Raw genomic sequence first — 17,041 nt, forward strand, 5'->3', positions numbered from 1 at the left:
TTATTTAATTATTTATCGAGTAACTCTTTCATAAAGTTACAGAAAATAGAAAACCCTCGAAGAATTACCTACGAGGGTTAGAAAAAATAGTTATATTATGCGTTATGGTAAGAATCTTTAACTACAGATGCACATCTTGGACATAATGTTGGGTGCTCCTCAACTTTTCCTACATCCGGTGTAACAACCCAGCAGCGCTCGCATGTTTCACCATCAGCTTTTTCAACCAATATCGCCGCGTGTTCAAGCTTTAGAGCTTGATCTGGTGCATCTTCAATAGATCCTGCGATTTCAAATCCAGAAACGATAAATAATTGGTTCATGTTTTCTGAAATGGAATCTAATAATTGTTTTGTTTTTTCATTTACAAATAAAGTGATTTTTGCAGTTAATGATTTTCCAATAACCTTTTCATTACGTGCCTCTTCTAAAGCTTTTAAAACATCATCACGAAGATTTAGAAATTCTCCCCATTTACTTTTAAGCTCTGTTGCATTTGGCAAGTCAACGAAAACAGGCATATCCACTAATTGGACGCTTTCTTCGTCCGTACCAGGAATATATGCCCATACTTCATCTGCAGTATGCGACAGGATTGGTGATAATAGTTTAGTTAACGCTGTTAAACAATCATACAGTACGGTTTGCATTGCTCGCCGTTCGTAATTGTCTTTTGCTTCAATATATAAAACATCTTTAGCAAAGTCTAAATAGAATGAACTTAAATCTAAAGTACAGAAGTTATTGACTGCATGGTAAATACTTGAAAATTCATAGTTTTCGTAAGCATCATGAGCATGTTTAATTAAATCATTCAACTTCACTAACATATATTGATCAACTTCACGTAAATTTTCATAAGCAATTTTATCTGAAGAAGGGTTAAAATCAGCTAAATTTCCTAATAAGAAACGGAATGTGTTGCGAATTTTGCGATATACCTCTGATACTTGTTTCAAAATAGCATCGGAAACACGGACATCCGCCTGATAATCAACAGAAGCGACCCATAAACGGATAATATCTGCTCCTAATTGATTGATTACTTTTCCTGGTAAAATTACATTACCTAGTGACTTACTCATTTTTCGTCCTTCACCATCAAGTGCAAATCCGTGACTTAACACCCCTTTATATGGTGCTTTCCCTGTTACAGCCACAGCCGTTGTTAATGAAGAGTTAAACCAGCCACGATATTGATCAGAACCTTCTAAATATAAATCTGCAGGGCGCTGCAGGTCATCACGTTCAAATAAAACTGCTTGGTGGGATGATCCAGAATCAAACCATACATCCATAATGTCATTTTCTTTAGTGAATTTACCGTTTGGACTTCCAGGATGGGTGAAACCAGCTGGTAATAATTCATTTACATCTCTTTCAAACCAAACATTTGAACCATGTTCACGGAAAAGGGTTGATACATGTTCAATTGTTTCATCTGTAATAATTGGTTCACCGTTTTCTGCATAGAATACCGGAATTGGTACACCCCATGCACGTTGTCTTGAAATACACCAGTCGCCACGGTCACGAACCATATTAAATAGTCGAGTTTCTCCCCATGTTGGTACCCATTTTACTTCTTGGATTGCCTTCAATAATTCCGGACGGAATTTATCGATTGAAGCAAACCATTGTGCCGTTGCACGGAAAATTACTGGCTTTTTCGTTCTCCAGTCATGTGGATAAGAATGGGTAATAAAGCTTAATTTTAATAGCGCACCAACTTCTTCTAGTTTTTCGGAGATTGGTTTATTTGCTTTATCATAAAATAACCCTTCAAATCCAGGTGCCTCTGAAGTCATGACACCTTTATCATCAACAGGACACAGAACATCTAAACCGTATTTTTTTCCTACAAGAAAGTCATCTTCCCCATGTCCAGGTGCAGTATGAACACAACCAGTACCTGAATCAGTAGTAACATGTTCACCTAACATCACTAATGAATCACGCTCATATAATGGATGCTTCGCTAAAATATATTCTAATTCCTTACCTACGATAGTTTTAACGATTTGCGGAGAGTTCCATTCAAGAACTTCAGTTACTTCTTCAAGCAGTGCTTCTGCAACTAAGTATTTTTCATTTTCAACATTGACAACGACATATTTTAAATCTGGATGAACGGTAATTCCTAAGTTTGCTGGAATTGTCCAAGGTGTTGTTGTCCAAATGATAATTTTTGTTTCATTATCTAAAACACCTTTTCCATCACTCACATCAAATGCTACATATATAGACGCTGAACGTTTATCTTGGTATTCAATTTCAGCTTCTGCTAAAGCTGATTCACTTGATGGAGACCAATAAACTGGTTTTAGTCCTTTATAAATATAGCCTTTCTTTGCCATTTCTCCGAAAACTTTAATTTGTTGCGCCTCATATTCAGGTTTTAATGTTAAATATGGATTTTCCCAATCACCGCGGACACCTAAACGCTTAAATGCAGTCCGTTGATTATCCACTTGTTGATAAGCATATTCAGCACATAACTGACGGAATTCGGCAATTGTCATCTCTTTTCTTTTTACACCTTTATTTGTAAGCGCCTGTTCAATCGGAAGACCATGTGTATCCCAGCCTGGAACATATGGAGCTTGATAGCCAGTCATTGATTTGTAGCGTACAATAAAGTCTTTTAATGTTTTATTTAATGCATGACCCATATGAAGATCACCGTTTGCATATGGAGGTCCATCATGCAGAACAAAAAGCGGTCTTCCTTCGGTTTTTTCTTGAACTTTTTGATAAATATTCATTTCTTCCCATTTTGCCTGGATTTCTGGTTCTCTTTTTGGGAGATTTCCGCGCATTGGGAAGTCTGTTTTTGGCATTAATAGTGTATCTTTATATTCCATGTTCTTTCCTCCTAAAATTTTAACTATATGGCTTGTTGATTTTTGCTCTAGACACTCACTTTCCACAGATTGTCTTTCAATTTATTGACAATTAAATAGGCGGTCATACAAATAAATAGAAAAAGCCTTCTCATCCCTGGAAGGGACGAGAAGGCTTTCCCGCGGTACCACCCTAATAGATATCATTATTTAAGATATCCTCTTAAACATTCTTATCGTGAATGAATCGCTTGTAATTACTTATCAATTTGATGTTCAATACAAGAACTCTAGGGTGATTTTCCAATTCTTCTCTTATACCAAGCTTTCACTATCCTTGGTTCGCTAATTATTATAAGACGTTGAACAATTGTACTGTCCCTGTCATCGTTTAAATATATATTTGATATAAATTATAAGTGATTCAATTTCAAAACGTCAAGGTTCATTTAATTTCTTCTTCAATATTTAATTCTGTCGCATCGACATCAAATTCCATTAAATTATCCCAATCATCATTTTTAAGTAGATCCAGTTGCGCCTCTATTAGCATTTTGAAACGGGTCCTAAATACTTTTGATTGCTTCTTTAGCTCTTCAATTTCTAAAGCAATTTTACGGGCTTTTGATAATGCTTCATTCACGATACGATCCGCATTTTTTTCAGATTCCCTAATAATTAACTTTGCTTCTTTTTGTGCATTCCCACGAACTTCTTCAGCTGCTTCCTGAGCAACAACGATGGATTTATGTAATGTTTCCTCAATATTCGTAAAATGTCCTAGGCGTTCATTTAGCGAGGATAGTTTTTCTTCTAATTCTTTCTTTTCACGTATAATCAGCTCGTAGTCTTTGATGACTTGATCAAGGAACTCATTCACCTCATCTTCATCATACCCACGAAAGCCTTTACTAAATTCCTTATTATGTATATCTAATGGCGTTAAAGGCATCCTGCCACCTCCAGTATGTTTTCAATACATTTTTTAAACGCTTTTCTCTTGCCCGATTCATGGGGCTGGCCAAGGTACTTTTGTTATTCTCTTTAATTATACTTTTTTTCGACAGTTTGTGGGGATATTCCTGCAATTTTATCAAATTATTTCAATACTCCAACTTGTATTCGCCATTTTTCTTTTTTGGTCTGTCCTTCAATGACAATTATTTTACTTCTGCCAAAGCCCCTAACAGAGAACATATCCCCTTCACCACAAATAAACGATGTTTGTTCAGTAATTCGCCAATTAACTTTTACCTGTCCATGATGAATAAATGTTTGAGCTTTCTGCCTCGAAATGTTATAAATTGATGATAAAACGGCATCCAATCTTAACGAACTTACAGTTGTTTGTTTTTCATGCCATGTTTCACTAATTGAAATAATATTATTTATACTCATTTCCTTTAATTCAATTGAGGCTTTTCCTACCTGACGAAATTCTAATCGTATATAGTCTTCTAAATTTTTCACAATCAAAAATTGAATCCGATTACCATCAATTAGTATGTCCCCGAATTTTTCCCTTTTTATTCCTAAAGACATGAGGGTTCCTAGCACTTGTCGATGTGTGATAGTAACAAATTTACTTGGATATATTATTTCAAATAAAGCAATTTGAAAGTCTTCTTGAGTAGGAGAATAATATTCAGGATAGATAATGACCCTTTTTCTTTCACAGTATTCATGTCCACCAAACTCCTGAATTCTTACCTGTTGTCCAATACCAATTATAGATTGCACAATATGAATTTGTCGCGGATCTAAAAAATCAGTTAGCTTCGGTGCATAGCTGTCTTCGACATATTGTTTCCAATTGATAACTTGATCAATAAATTCTTTCTCTTCCGGCCTAAAATGTTGATAAATATTATCCATAAAATCCCCTAAAAACATTAATAGTCAATAATAGATTAAGGTAGGCAGACACTAAATAATCCAGAAATAAAGTGCCCTAACACCCCTTCCAGCAAGATTTAACACAATTATTGCTATGATTGGTGAAAAATCAATCATTCCAAATGGTGGGATAATTCGACGAAATTGTTCTAAATATGGCTCGCATATACGTGCAAACATCTGGCCAATTGACGATTGTTGAGCATTAAACCATGACATAAATATATAAATAATAATTATGTATGTATAAATCTCAATAGCTTTTATTAAAATTCCAAACAAAATTTCCATTCTTACTAAGACCACCTCGAATCAAAATCATTTTGCTGAATTAATTCAGTAATATTTCCTGAAACCTCAACATTATCTGGAGTACTTAAAAATATATCGGTTCCAATTCTTTGGATGTCTCCACCAATTGCATATACGGTTCCGCTTAAAAAATCGATTATACGTTTTGCTTGATCACGATCAATCCTTTGTAAATTCACAACAACTGCTCGTCTATTCTTTAGATGATCAGCAATTTCTTGTGCCTCTGCATATACTCTAGGCTCAACTAATATGACTTTCGAAGATTTTTGAACACTTTGTAAGCTAACAACATTTTGCTTTTGATGTTGTGACTTAGTATACTGTTCGGGCTCTATTTCATTTTCCATCTTTTCATCTTCAGTATATTCATATTCATCGTCCAATAAAAAAAATGATTTTATTTTCGTTTTTAATCCCATACGAACACCTCCAATTTATCCGACTAATGACGTACCGATTCTTACAATAGTCGCCCCTTCTTCAATAGCAATAGTATAGTCATTTGACATTCCCATGGATAATTCATTACATGGTGCATACTCAAGTTGCAATGCTTGAACCTCATTTTGCAATTCTTTTAACCCACGAAAACATTTACGTATACTTGCTTCATCATCTGTTAAAGGCGCCATCGTCATTAAACCTACGATCTTTATTTTGTTTAAGTTTTTTAAATTATGAATAAAATCTATCACATCTACAGGATTAATACCATGTTTAGAATTTTCTCCAGAAACATTTACTTGGATAAAACAGGAAATATGTTTCTCTGCTCTTTTATTAATTTCTTCGGCTAATGAAAGACGATCAAGCGAATGAATATAGGAAACTTTATCAATGATATTTTTTACTTTGCGTGTTTGAAGAGTTCCAATAAAATGCCATATAGCGCGTTCTTTCAATGTTTCCCATTTTTCAATTAAACCATCGTCACGGTTTTCACCTAAGTTTATAATACCTGTTTCAACTGCTTCTTCCGCACGTTCAGTCGTTACATATTTTGTTACTGCAACTATAGTTACTTCATCGGAGTTTCTCCCAGACTTTTTACAGGCTGCATCTATTTTTTCTCTAATTGCTGAAAAGTTTTCAGACACTTTCATGATGAAGCTCCTTTCATACCAATAAAACTTAACATTCTTCCTGTTTTTCCATGATCTCGTCGATGGGAAAAAAACTCATCTCGATCACAACTTGTACAAAAGTTCGTTATATGAATATTTTCAGGGGAAACACCTGATAATTCAAGTATTATTTGATTCAGTTTTCTCAAATCAAGTTTAAATTGCCCTGGAGATATTTCTTCATATGGCATTTCGGTATTCGGCTGCATCCATTTGTTTATTTTTGTAATCACCCGATTATCAACAATGTAACAGTCCTTACAAATGGAGGGCCCAATAACAGCTTGGATATGTTCTACAGGAATCCCTTCGCCTGTCCATTTTTCCACCATTTCTTTCCCAATCCCATTTACCGTACCTTTCCATCCTGCATGGGCAATTCCAATCATATTATATTTCGGAGCAAAAAAATAAAGGGGTACACAATCGGCAAAACAAAGTGTTAGCAATGTATTATTTTTATCTGTATACAAACCATCTGTATTCTTTAGACTACTTTGATAATCAAGGGCACCTTTTCCTGATTGAGAGTCATTTACTTTCACAATCTGAATATCATGAGTTTGTTCAGCCCCTACCCAGTTATTAATATCGAAATCCAGTTTAGAAGCAAGTATCTGTCGATTTTGTTGAACATCAGTTAATGCATCACCAACATGAAAACCACAATTTAACTGTTGAAATTCATTTTTACTTTGACCGCCATTCTTAGTTGTAAACCCAGCAACTAGGTTTGAATTTAGTCGATTCCAGTTCTCTATAATAAAATATTGTTCTTCCTTTTTTTCAAATGGCTCAAACATATGATTTACTCCTATATTTTCCGAAAGATTCTTTTTAATAGTGTATCATAAATTTAACTTATGTTCATTTGATAATTCTGTTTTCACTATAAAGTAACTGATAAAAAAAGCTTATCTCTACGTCAAACAGATAAGCTTGATAAATAAGATCAAATTATTTAGGTTCTTGTAATTGTTGTTGCATATAGCTCTGATCACGAAAACGTACTAATATTACATCCGCTCCTATTTTGACAATACTGTTCCAAGGAATTATAAATTCTTCTTCTTTTCCGAAAAAGCCAAAAACCTTTCCTGAACCGCCAACGATTATACTTTCAATTTTTCCCGTATCTAAATTTATATCTATATCTCCGATGTTTCCTAATTTCCGTCCGTCCGATATACTGACAACATCTTTTAGTTGAAATTCCGAAATACGTACCATCGATAACCTCTCCTTCAAGTCTTTCCGTATTATTAAGTGCCAAATTATAATATATGTATATGCATCGAAAAGACATTTTAAGAAGAAAACAATCGGATTCATTATAGAAATAAATTATGGACAAGTATCCTGTTCATTTTCCAGGATACTTGTCCACTTATTGTATATTCTTATTCATTTGTTTAATTGCCGCTTTTTCCAATCGAGATACTTGTGCTTGGGAGATGCCAATTTCCTCCGCCACTTCCATTTGTGTTTTCCCTTGAAAGAAACGCTTACGGATAATCATTTTTTCACGATCATTTAATCTCCGTAATCCCTCTTGTAAAGCAATTTCTTCTACCCACTGTGTATCACGGTTTTTTTCATCCCCAAGTTGGTCCATCACATAAATTGGATCCCCTCCATCATTGTATATAGGTTCAAACAATGATACAGGGTCTTGAATTGCATCTAATGCAAAAACAATTTCTTCATGTGGAACTTCCAATACTTTAGCAATTTCCTCGGCTGTAGGTTCCCTCGAGGTTTTGCTCATTAATTTCTCGCGTACTTGGAGAGCTTTATACGCAATATCACGAAGTGACCTTGAAACACGTATTGGATTATTATCACGTAAATATCTTCTTATTTCTCCTATAATCATCGGTACAGCATAAGTAGAAAATCTTACATTTTGACTTAAATCAAAATTATCAATAGATTTCATAAGTCCAATACAACCGACCTGAAAGAGGTCATCGACATATTCGCCACGGTTATTAAAGCGTTGGATTACACTTAATACGAGCCGTAAATTACCGTTTACAAGCTTTTCTCTTGCAAATAAATCACCTTCATGCATTTTTTTCAATAATTCTCGCATTTCTTCGTTTTTTAGCACTGGAAGCTTAGATGTATCTACCCCACAAATTTCTACTTTATTCCTCTTCAAGTCATTTCCCTCCTCATAGGAGCTGCTGTTCAAAATTAAGTATCTCCGCAGGTGGGAAAATTATGCATGGGTAGAAATTTGAGTAAGCACTAACTTTTGTAAAGTTATTGATGTAAAAAGGTTTTTATTATAGAAAAATTTTTTAAACCATTTTATTAAATTCCTTTTTTAATCTTTTGATAATTCTTTTCTCAAGTCGAGAAATATACGATTGTGAGATTCCAAGCATATCCGCTACGTCCTTTTGCGTTTTCTCTTCTCCGCCTTGTAACCCAAACCGAAGTTCCATTATTTGCTTTTCTCTCGGGGTTAACTGATGTAATGCACTGAATAGTAGCTTTTTATCAACATTTGCCTCAAGATCCTTTGTTATAATATCTTCCTCTGTTCCAAGAACATCCGACAGTAATAATTCATTTCCATCCCAATCAATATTAAGCGGCTCATCAAAAGATACTTCCGAACGAATTTTATTATTTCTCCGCAAATACATTAATATTTCATTTTCGATACAGCGGGAGGCATAGGTAGCTAGTTTTATTTTTTTCTCAGGATTAAAAGTATTAACTGCTTTTATAAGGCCAATTGTTCCAATACTAATTAAGTCCTCGATATTTATCCCGGTATTTTCAAACTTTCGAGCAATATAGACAACTAATCGTAAATTACGTTCAATTAATAAGGATCTCGCTGCCATATCACCTTTTGGAAGTTTCTCGATTAATACTTCTTCTTCTTCTTTTGTTAACGGTGGCGGCAGTGCTTCACTTCCTCCAATATAATAAATTTCATCTGTTTTAATCCCCAGTTTAATTAAAATTTTGTACCAAAAGTATGATAATTTTATTCGAAAATTTTTCACGTTTTGTCCCCCTTCTAAATGGTTGTTGTTAGGAGTATAGTAGTAATACCTTATTTAATCTGATCGTCAGGATGCCGATTGTATCGGTATTCCCGTTAACATTTTCGGATGAACAATACATTGGAACATGTCATCACTCGATAAACGTTGATTAGTAAAAGAAATTAGCGCTTTTTTTACGAGCCAACTTTCATATTCTTTTTCGATAATCAAATTGTCTGGTTTATAAGCTAATAATAATTGATTACTTTTTCCAACTACTTTAGCTGGTATAAAACGGATTTTTTCACTCCATTCAGGTGATAAGGAAGTTTTTCCTTGAATAAATTTATCTGAATGGTCAGTGATTTCCCTAATTTCTTGAGGGAATTGATCAAGGGCATCTTGTATCGAAACAATCATCACCGGCTGTTTCGATAATGGATCGTATAATTGATTTCCACTATCGATAAGTCCCTTTAGTTGCAGAGAAATTCCGTTTATTTTTATTTTCACGTCAACTAATTGGTCAAATTGAATATTCGCCATTTCAAAATCTTCAATTCGTTGTTTAGAAAAAAACCATGCGATCGGCAAACCGAAGAGGACGAATATCCAACTAATAGGATCACCAAACCCTTTTACACTTGCAAGTAATACCGAATTTTTTAATTGAAAGTCAAAATGAATGAAATAATGGGTTCCGATTAACAATCCCCCAATCAAAAATGTAACGAAATAAAATGTTAAAAGGTTTGAAAAGAAATACTTAAAGCGTTTGAAACCAAATGCGGAGTAAACTATAAAAATGGAAAATATTAGTTTGACGATTGGATGACCTGCGTAAGAAGAAAATGGTGTTAGACTCATTACAATGAGCAAAGAGCCAATAAACCCTCCAACAAATATCCTCCATAAAGAGGTCCGACGTTTTAATATAATGGCTGTCAACCATAGAAGCATTGCATCAACGAGTAAGTTTAATAGCCATATAACGTCCATATAGACAACCAATTATATCCCCCCATTTGATGTGGTATTTTGATTGTATCGTACATACCTGTTAAAAGTGTGTCATTTTTTGTGCGTGAAATTAGAGAAGTTTTCAATGTTTATTTCGAAATTTGTCAAATGAAAGATATGCTCATGAAATGGAATGTTTGTACTTTTAAACCGGGGTATATGTTTACAAATAAATAAAACCGGATAAGTTTCCTTATCCGGTTTAGATATTTTTATTAATTTCTGCGATTTCTATTTCTTAAAAACGTTGGAATATCTAACGTATCTTCAGCATGTTGAGTATTATTACGAACAGGTTCTTGTATTTCTTCACGTTTTTGTTCGCGTTTTACAGTCGGTGCAACATTCTGTTTTGGTTGTCCTGTTCCAAATGAAGGACGTTGTTGTTGCTGTTGTTGAGTCTGTACACTTGCCTCATTAAACCCTGTCGCAATAACAGTTACGATAATTTCATCTTTTAAACTATCGTTAATGACAGACCCGAAAATCATATTTACTTCTTGATCAGATGCAGATGCTACAATATCAGCTGCCTCTTGAACTTCATACAGGCTTAAATTCACACCACCCGTTATGTTCATCAAGACGCCTTGTGCACCTTCAATTGATTTTTCTAATAGTGGTGAAGAAATTGCTTTCTTCGCTGCCTCAGTCGCACGATTTTCTCCTGTAGCAATACCGATTCCCATAAGTGCAGATCCCTTATTTGTCATAATTGTTTTAACATCTGCAAAATCAAGGTTGATTAATCCCGGTGTTGCAATTAGATCTGATATCCCTTGGACACCTTGACGTAATACATTGTCCGCTTCACGGAATGCCTCTAACATTGGTGTACTTTTATCAACAATTTCTAATAAGCGATCATTAGGAATAACGATGAGTGTATCGACAGCTTCTTTCATTGCAGCAATACCGCCGGCTGCTTGTGTTTGACGTTTTCGACCTTCGAAAGTAAACGGTCTTGTGACAACACCAACAGTTAAAGCGCCTAGGTCCTTTGCTATTTTAGCAATTACAGGTGCGGCTCCTGTACCTGTACCACCACCCATACCTGCGGTAACAAATACCATATCCGCTCCTCTAAGAGCTTCCTCAATTTGTTCCTTACTCTCCTCAGCAGCTTTTTTGCCAACTTCAGGATTGGCTCCGGCACCTAAACCTCTTGTAAGTTTTGCGCCAATTTGCATTTTTATTTCTGCTTTTGATAGGTTTAAAGCTTGCGCGTCAGTATTAACAGCTATAAATTCAACACCTTGAACATCATGTTCAATCATACGGTTCACAGCATTATTACCGCCACCGCCTACGCCAATTACTTTTATCGTCGCTAATGAATCTAAATTTGTATCGAATTCCAGCATGACAAATCCTCCTAATTCGTCGATATTCCAACAAGACCTTAATTTCTTTGGCTTGACCAGTCCGTGAAGAATTTTTAACGAATATTTATTCTATCATCAAACATTTACTCACTTACTTCTTTTATTACTCAAAGAAGTAACCAAAGAATTTCTTCATTCTTGTGGAAATTTTCTCGTCTTGTTGTTTTTCACTTTTTTGTTTAGGTTGCGGCTTTTTAACTGATTTTTTTTCAATTTGCTCTAGTTGAACAGGTGATGCACTGACATTACGTCCTTGCAATCTAGCATTCTTATACGCGTATTGAATCAATCCTACCGCAGTTGTATATTGCGGTTCTCTTACACCAATATAATCAGGAATAGCTACCCTTACACGATTTTGGAATACAGATGCAGCTAACTCCATTACCCCTGGAAGATTAACCGTACCACCAGTTAAAACAATACCACCCGGCAAATCCATAATTCCCATTCGTTTTAATTCCTGTAGAACAAAATCAAAAATTTCTTCTAATCTAGCTTCTATAATATCAGAAATTTCTAATTGGTTGAATTGTTGGTGTTGGTCACTGCCAATTATCGGTACACTGAATACTTCATCTGACATTGCATCAATACTGTATGCATGTCCATTTTTAACTTTAATGCGTTCTGCATCTTCTGTTGAAGTTCTTAATACGATGGATAAATCTTTTGTTATATGTTCACCACCGATTGGCATTACGCTTGTTTCTTTAATAAAGCCATTTTCAAATACAGCGAGGGTAGTAGAACCTCCGCCAATATCTACTAGAACAGTGCCAAGATTTTTTTCATCTTTAGATAAAGCTACAGCACCGGCTGCTAATGGTTGAAGGACGATTTCGGTAATTTCTAAACCCGCCCTCTCAACACATCGTAATGTGTTATGTAAAATTGTTTTGGATCCTGTAACAATGGTGCCTTCCATTTCTAGTCGAACACCAATCATTCCGCGTGGATCATTAATTTCATCCAAGCCATCTACTATAAATTGCCTTGGGATTACATTGATAATTTCGCGCTCCGGGGGAATAGAAATGACTTGTGCAGCATCCATTACCCTTGCCACATCTTCATCGGATATTTCTCTATTTTCACTTGAAACGGCTACAACCCCATGACAGTTTTGTAACATTACATGATTGCCTGCAATTCCAACGATCACATGGTTTATATTCATGCCAATCATTCTTTCCGCCTGCTCAACAGCCTTCCTAATTGAATGGACTGTTTCATCTATGTCAACAATTGATCCTTTTCGAATTCCTTCAGATTTTACATTCCCAACACCGATGATATTTAATGAATCATCTACCATTTCACCAATTATTACCTTTACGGTGGATGTACCGATGTCAAGACTTACATATATGTCATTGTTGTTCATACTTTGGCACCTCCCTTTGCCTATATTATTTAAAAAATGAATTATTTAAATTTTTTAATAGGATATCAGAAAATACTATCTATAAGATATATATATTATAAAAGAATTCGTCATAAGAAAAGATTTCCCTTTAAAAAGTTTAAACTTTTTTCACATTTTCACTTTTAGATGTCCATTTCGCTAATAAAATTCGCCTTATTACTGCAATATTTTGAAATAGCCTTACACCGAATGCAAAAATTGCAGCTAAGTATAAGTCTACACCAAGATGTACTCCTAGAAAAGCTAAACTTGCAGCAAGAATTATATTAAAAAAGAAACCTGAAACGAACACAAGGGTTTCATATATATTTTGTAAGTAAGCGCGAATTCCACCAAACAATGTATCAAGTGCCGCCAAAACGGCGATGGAAAGATAATTGGCATACTCATCAGGGATTCGTATATCAGTTAGTAATCCTAAAATCACTCCCAAGATCAGTCCAAAAATTGGCAGCCACATATTTTATCTCTCCTTTTTTGATATATTTTCTATATAATGAATCGCTATTCTTACAGTTATTCAACTGACTCCATCCCATTTATAAGGATACTATCTTCAAAAGCTGGTATAATAAGTGATTTTTTGGGCTTTGAAATTGAGATTTTTAAGTTTCCTACAACAAATTCATCAATTACTGGGGACACTTGTATACGATTATATAATTTATTTGCGTTATCCATATTTTCTGTAATAATTTTTATTTGAAAAGGATAGTTTTTAATTGAGTGTCCATTTATTTTTGTTTTTCCATTAATATCACGGATGACTGTTGTATTAATCAATCTTTCCCCGTCAATCGAAATTTGTTCGGCACCATACATATTTAAATCATTTACTAGGCGTTTTAAAAGAATCGGAGAAACATCAGCGACAGGTTGTCCAAGCAACAAAGCTTCTTTTAAAAGAGAAATGTTGATCACAATACCCGGACCTTTTATGTCTGTTTGCCCCGCTTCTTTTTTTAATTCTTCCAGCGTTTCTTGTAAAGCAATCTCTTTACTGTCTTTTATTTTCGTTTTATACTTAGAAATCCGTTCTTCATTGGATCTAACCTCTTCAAGCAATTTCGATTGTAAGTCTTGCTCTTTAATTAAATCGTCTCTTAATGCCCAAATGTCTCTAGTATCCCTTACTTTCGGCTCTTTTACTGTTTGAAATTGGATAGCAAGCATGAAGCCGATGATTACTGAAATCAATGTCATACTTATTGTGAATTTTGACCTCACTCCTTTCCTCCTTTGCTTTCACTAAGATTTACCTAAAATCGGTCCGATTTGTATTTGATCATTTTTTTCAATCGTAAAGATAATATTATCATTAACGAGTTGATCCTTTACACCGCCGGTAATCGACAAGGCCGATGCTAATACACTTGGATCTCCGATTGCAGAAATTCGAAAAGGTTCTGGAAAAGGAACACCATCTACGGTAATTACCGGTCCATTACAAATGATATATGAATTATGGTTTATTCTTTGACCATTTATTGCTATTGCTTGGGCACCAGCAACATATAATTCGTTAATTACTTTGAAAACATGGTGGTCATGTACGATATAACTATTGACATTTTCTTTTTTCGGATCATATGCACCATCTTCTAGTGTAACGTTTATTCCTTTTCCTCTAACTTTTACTTTGCCCAAAAACATTCTGTATTTCTCTGCATCTTCTGCAAGATTAAAAAAGACTTTTTCCTCCTTAGATAAATCCTTTTCCATTGTCCGTACGGTATTTTGCTTTTTTTCCAAATCCGTTTGCAATGTGCGGTTATCCTTCTTTAGTTTGATCAATTGTTTTCTCAATTCTGTTTCTCTTGCAAATTGCGGATCTGTAAGTTTTTCACTACCCGATTTTTCTTTGTTAGCTAGTTTATAGGAAAAAGCCAGCATGAAGCCTAACACAATACAGACGAGAGCGAGTATAACACTTTTTCCTTTTGACTTTTTACTCGCCATTTTTGCCTTTTCCCTCCGCTTTAAAAGCTTTAAAAACTGATCCAACTTCCAAATCGATTATACCTTTTACATTCGGGTTAAGCTGAGAAACAATTGAAGGGTAATAAATGATTTTACTAGCCAATGTTCTCATCGTCGCCGAAACTTCAAAACCATCATTCATATATAACGTGATATGATAATTATCCGTTTTCTTAGGGTCATAATGAATTTCCGAAATTGAATTTAATATTTCCTCCGGAAGTTGCTGAAGCTGTTCAACCATCTCATTAAGTATATTTCCCTTTTTAAAATCCGTTAGAATAGGAATGTTAGTCACTAAATTATCTTGTTGTTTGTTTAGAACCTTTCCGTTTTCAAGAACCGGAAAAAGTTTTTTCCCATTAGATATGTATGCAATTTTAGCATGCTCCGTAATTTCAACAACAATACTATTTGGAAAAGTAATTTTCACTGAAGCCTTTTTTACTTCTGGAATTGATTTGATCTTTGCAGCAGTTTCCTCTTTATTTACTTTCCATACATTCGTCTTTTTTGTTAATCCCGATTGCTTTATGATTGTTTCATCACTAATCGTTTTATTGCCTCCAACGTTAATTTTATTCACATGACTAAGAGGGGATTGAAAATAGATAATTAACAATATTAGTAAAAAAAATACGGAAATTAAAAAGATGAGACGGCGATTTGTTTTTCTTTTCCGCTGTTCTTTTAATTTTGGAATTCGGTCTTCTAACGATACTACTTTTCCTTCGGACACAATTTCCCCCCCTAAATTAATATCACTTAAGTTTTTCATTTCTATCATACTATATTCTAAACCAGTTTAATCTCTAGTAAAAGAATAATTATACGATTGTAATATAACTGTAGATAAAAAGTCCTAAACGTAAACAAAACCCTTAAAAAAGGGTTTTGTATTTACTGTGAATTATGATATTTATAATCTCGCATATCTGCTAATATTTAGTAAAACTCCTATTGCCATTAGCATCAATGTTAAAGATGACCCTCCATAACTTAAAAACGGTAAAGTAATCCCGGTAACCGGCATTAAACCAGTAACAACTCCAATGTTAATCATAACCTGTATCGCAACCATCGATATGATTCCAACTGCTAAGAAGCTGCCATAAAGATCTGGTGCTCCGAGCGCAATCCGAATCCCCCTCCATAATAATAAGGAGAACAATAATAGAACAAAGGTGCCGCCAATAAATCCTAATTCTTCAGACAAAATCGCAAAAATGAAATCGGTTTGTGGCTCAGGCAAATAAAAGAATTTTTGCCTGCTTTCACCTAGCCCTAGACCAAATAATCCGCCCGGTCCGATAGCAAAGAGAGACTGGATGATCTGAAATCCCGAACCTTGCGGGTCCTGCCATGGATCTAAAAAAGAGGTGATTCTAGCCATACGATACGGCGCGGATAATATTAAAGCGACAAAACCACCAACACCTATTGAACCTAATATGACAAAATGGAATATTCTCGCTCCGGCAATAAAAATCATAACAATACAAGTACCTAGCATGACCGTGCCTGTACCTAAATCAGGTTGCAACATAATCATGCCAAAAGCAAGAAAAACAAGTGATAAAGATGGAAGCAAACCTTTTTTTATAGTCGTAATATATTTTTGTTGTTCAGATAAAAACTTGGCCAAAAAAGCTATCATCGCTAATTTTATGAATTCGGAAGGTTGAATAGAAAAAGCACCAACACCAATCCAGCTCCTGGAACCATTTCGTTCCATTCCAATTCCCGGAATTAATACCATTACTAGCAATAGAAAACAGACAATTAAAATGACTTTTGCCCATGATCTCCATGTCCAGTAATCTACATTCATAATGAAAAACATAGCGATAACACCGATCCCAGCAAACAAAAGCTGCCGTTTTGCAAAAAAGAAGGAGTCATCGAATTTAAAATTGGCCCAAATCGCACTAGCACTATAAACCATAATAAGTCCAACAGTCAATAATGTGAGTGTAACAATAATTAACATAAAATCGGGATTCGATTTTTTTACTGGCAAAGTCAACACCTCGAGAGTGAA

Annotated in this window: 18 protein-coding genes and 1 other annotated feature; all 18 genes read right to left on the reverse strand. The window is 34.8% G+C overall.

Going from position 1 to position 17,041, the window contains the following annotated elements:
• Positions 1 to 95: 95 nt before the first annotated feature.
• The 18 genes from ileS to spoVE all read right to left on the reverse strand — a co-directional run bounded on the left by ileS (position 96) and on the right by spoVE (position 16,990).
• Positions 96 to 2,864: an isoleucine--tRNA ligase gene (gene ileS / locus I5776_RS13100; RefSeq protein WP_202776843.1), complete on the reverse strand. Its 2,769-nt coding sequence runs from the start codon at positions 2,862 to 2,864 to the stop codon at positions 96 to 98.
• A 138-nt stretch (positions 2,865 to 3,002) separates the two neighbouring features.
• Positions 3,003 to 3,240, reverse strand: a binding site (T-box leader).
• A 48-nt stretch (positions 3,241 to 3,288) separates the two neighbouring features.
• Positions 3,289 to 3,795 carry a DivIVA domain-containing protein gene (locus tag I5776_RS13105; protein ID WP_202776844.1) on the reverse strand — a complete coding sequence of 169 codons (507 nt, stop codon included), beginning with the start codon at positions 3,793 to 3,795 and terminating at the stop codon, positions 3,289 to 3,291.
• 146 nt (positions 3,796 to 3,941) lie between these two features.
• Positions 3,942 to 4,718 carry a YlmH family RNA-binding protein gene (locus I5776_RS13110; RefSeq protein ID WP_202776845.1) on the reverse strand — a complete coding sequence of 259 codons (777 nt, stop codon included), beginning with the start codon at positions 4,716 to 4,718 and terminating at the stop codon, positions 3,942 to 3,944.
• A gap of 51 nt (positions 4,719 to 4,769) precedes the next feature.
• Positions 4,770 to 5,030: a YggT family protein gene (locus tag I5776_RS13115; protein ID WP_202776846.1), complete on the reverse strand. Its 261-nt coding sequence runs from the start codon at positions 5,028 to 5,030 to the stop codon at positions 4,770 to 4,772.
• 5 nt (positions 5,031 to 5,035) lie between these two features.
• A complete protein-coding gene (locus I5776_RS13120; protein ID WP_202776847.1) occupies positions 5,036 to 5,473 on the reverse strand; it encodes a cell division protein SepF in 438 nt (145 codons plus the stop codon).
• A gap of 15 nt (positions 5,474 to 5,488) precedes the next feature.
• A complete protein-coding gene (locus tag I5776_RS13125) occupies positions 5,489 to 6,157 on the reverse strand; it encodes a YggS family pyridoxal phosphate-dependent enzyme (RefSeq protein ID WP_202776848.1) in 669 nt (222 codons plus the stop codon).
• Complete coding sequence (gene pgeF, locus I5776_RS13130) at positions 6,154 to 6,981, reverse strand: peptidoglycan editing factor PgeF (protein WP_202776849.1); 828 nt, start codon at positions 6,979 to 6,981, stop codon at positions 6,154 to 6,156. The genes I5776_RS13125 and pgeF overlap by 4 nt, the downstream gene beginning before the upstream one ends.
• A gap of 154 nt (positions 6,982 to 7,135) precedes the next feature.
• Entirely contained in the window at positions 7,136 to 7,408 is a 273-nt protein-coding gene (locus I5776_RS13135; RefSeq protein ID WP_202776850.1) for a YlmC/YmxH family sporulation protein, read from the reverse strand.
• Between the two features lie 157 nt (positions 7,409 to 7,565).
• Positions 7,566 to 8,342, reverse strand: a complete 777-nt coding sequence (gene sigG, locus I5776_RS13140) for an RNA polymerase sporulation sigma factor SigG (protein ID WP_202776851.1) — start codon at positions 8,340 to 8,342, stop codon at positions 7,566 to 7,568.
• A 142-nt stretch (positions 8,343 to 8,484) separates the two neighbouring features.
• The gene (gene sigE, locus I5776_RS13145) at positions 8,485 to 9,204 is read right to left on the reverse strand and encodes an RNA polymerase sporulation sigma factor SigE (RefSeq protein WP_066230086.1); all 720 of its coding nucleotides are present in this window, start codon (positions 9,202 to 9,204) and stop codon (positions 8,485 to 8,487) included.
• Between the two features lie 66 nt (positions 9,205 to 9,270).
• Complete coding sequence (gene spoIIGA / locus I5776_RS13150; protein ID WP_202776852.1) at positions 9,271 to 10,197, reverse strand: sigma-E processing peptidase SpoIIGA; 927 nt, start codon at positions 10,195 to 10,197, stop codon at positions 9,271 to 9,273.
• Between the two features lie 224 nt (positions 10,198 to 10,421).
• Positions 10,422 to 11,570 (reverse strand): cell division protein FtsZ, encoded by a 1,149-nt coding sequence (ftsZ, locus tag I5776_RS13155; RefSeq protein WP_202776853.1) that lies wholly within the window; start codon positions 11,568 to 11,570, stop codon positions 10,422 to 10,424.
• A gap of 124 nt (positions 11,571 to 11,694) precedes the next feature.
• Positions 11,695 to 12,978, reverse strand: coding sequence for a cell division protein FtsA (gene ftsA, locus I5776_RS13160; RefSeq protein WP_202776854.1), 1,284 nt, complete (start codon positions 12,976 to 12,978; stop codon positions 11,695 to 11,697).
• A 139-nt stretch (positions 12,979 to 13,117) separates the two neighbouring features.
• On the reverse strand, positions 13,118 to 13,480 hold the full coding sequence (locus I5776_RS13165; protein WP_202776855.1) for a small basic family protein: 363 nt from the start codon (positions 13,478 to 13,480) through the stop codon (positions 13,118 to 13,120).
• Positions 13,481 to 13,536: 56 nt separating this feature from the next.
• Positions 13,537 to 14,247: a DUF881 domain-containing protein gene (locus I5776_RS13170; RefSeq protein WP_343066390.1), complete on the reverse strand. Its 711-nt coding sequence runs from the start codon at positions 14,245 to 14,247 to the stop codon at positions 13,537 to 13,539.
• A 21-nt stretch (positions 14,248 to 14,268) separates the two neighbouring features.
• Positions 14,269 to 14,979 carry a DUF881 domain-containing protein gene (locus I5776_RS13175; protein WP_202776856.1) on the reverse strand — a complete coding sequence of 237 codons (711 nt, stop codon included), beginning with the start codon at positions 14,977 to 14,979 and terminating at the stop codon, positions 14,269 to 14,271.
• The gene (locus I5776_RS13180; RefSeq protein WP_202776857.1) at positions 14,969 to 15,739 is read right to left on the reverse strand and encodes a cell division protein FtsQ/DivIB; all 771 of its coding nucleotides are present in this window, start codon (positions 15,737 to 15,739) and stop codon (positions 14,969 to 14,971) included. The genes I5776_RS13175 and I5776_RS13180 overlap by 11 nt, the downstream gene beginning before the upstream one ends.
• A 180-nt stretch (positions 15,740 to 15,919) precedes the next feature.
• Entirely contained in the window at positions 15,920 to 16,990 is a 1,071-nt protein-coding gene (spoVE, locus tag I5776_RS13185) for a stage V sporulation protein E (protein WP_425490383.1), read from the reverse strand.
• Between the last annotated feature and the right edge of the window lie 51 nt (positions 16,991 to 17,041).

Origin of the sequence: Heyndrickxia vini, from assembly GCF_016772275.1 — a bacterium.
Classification (GTDB): domain Bacteria; phylum Bacillota; class Bacilli; order Bacillales; family Bacillaceae_C; genus Heyndrickxia; species Heyndrickxia vini.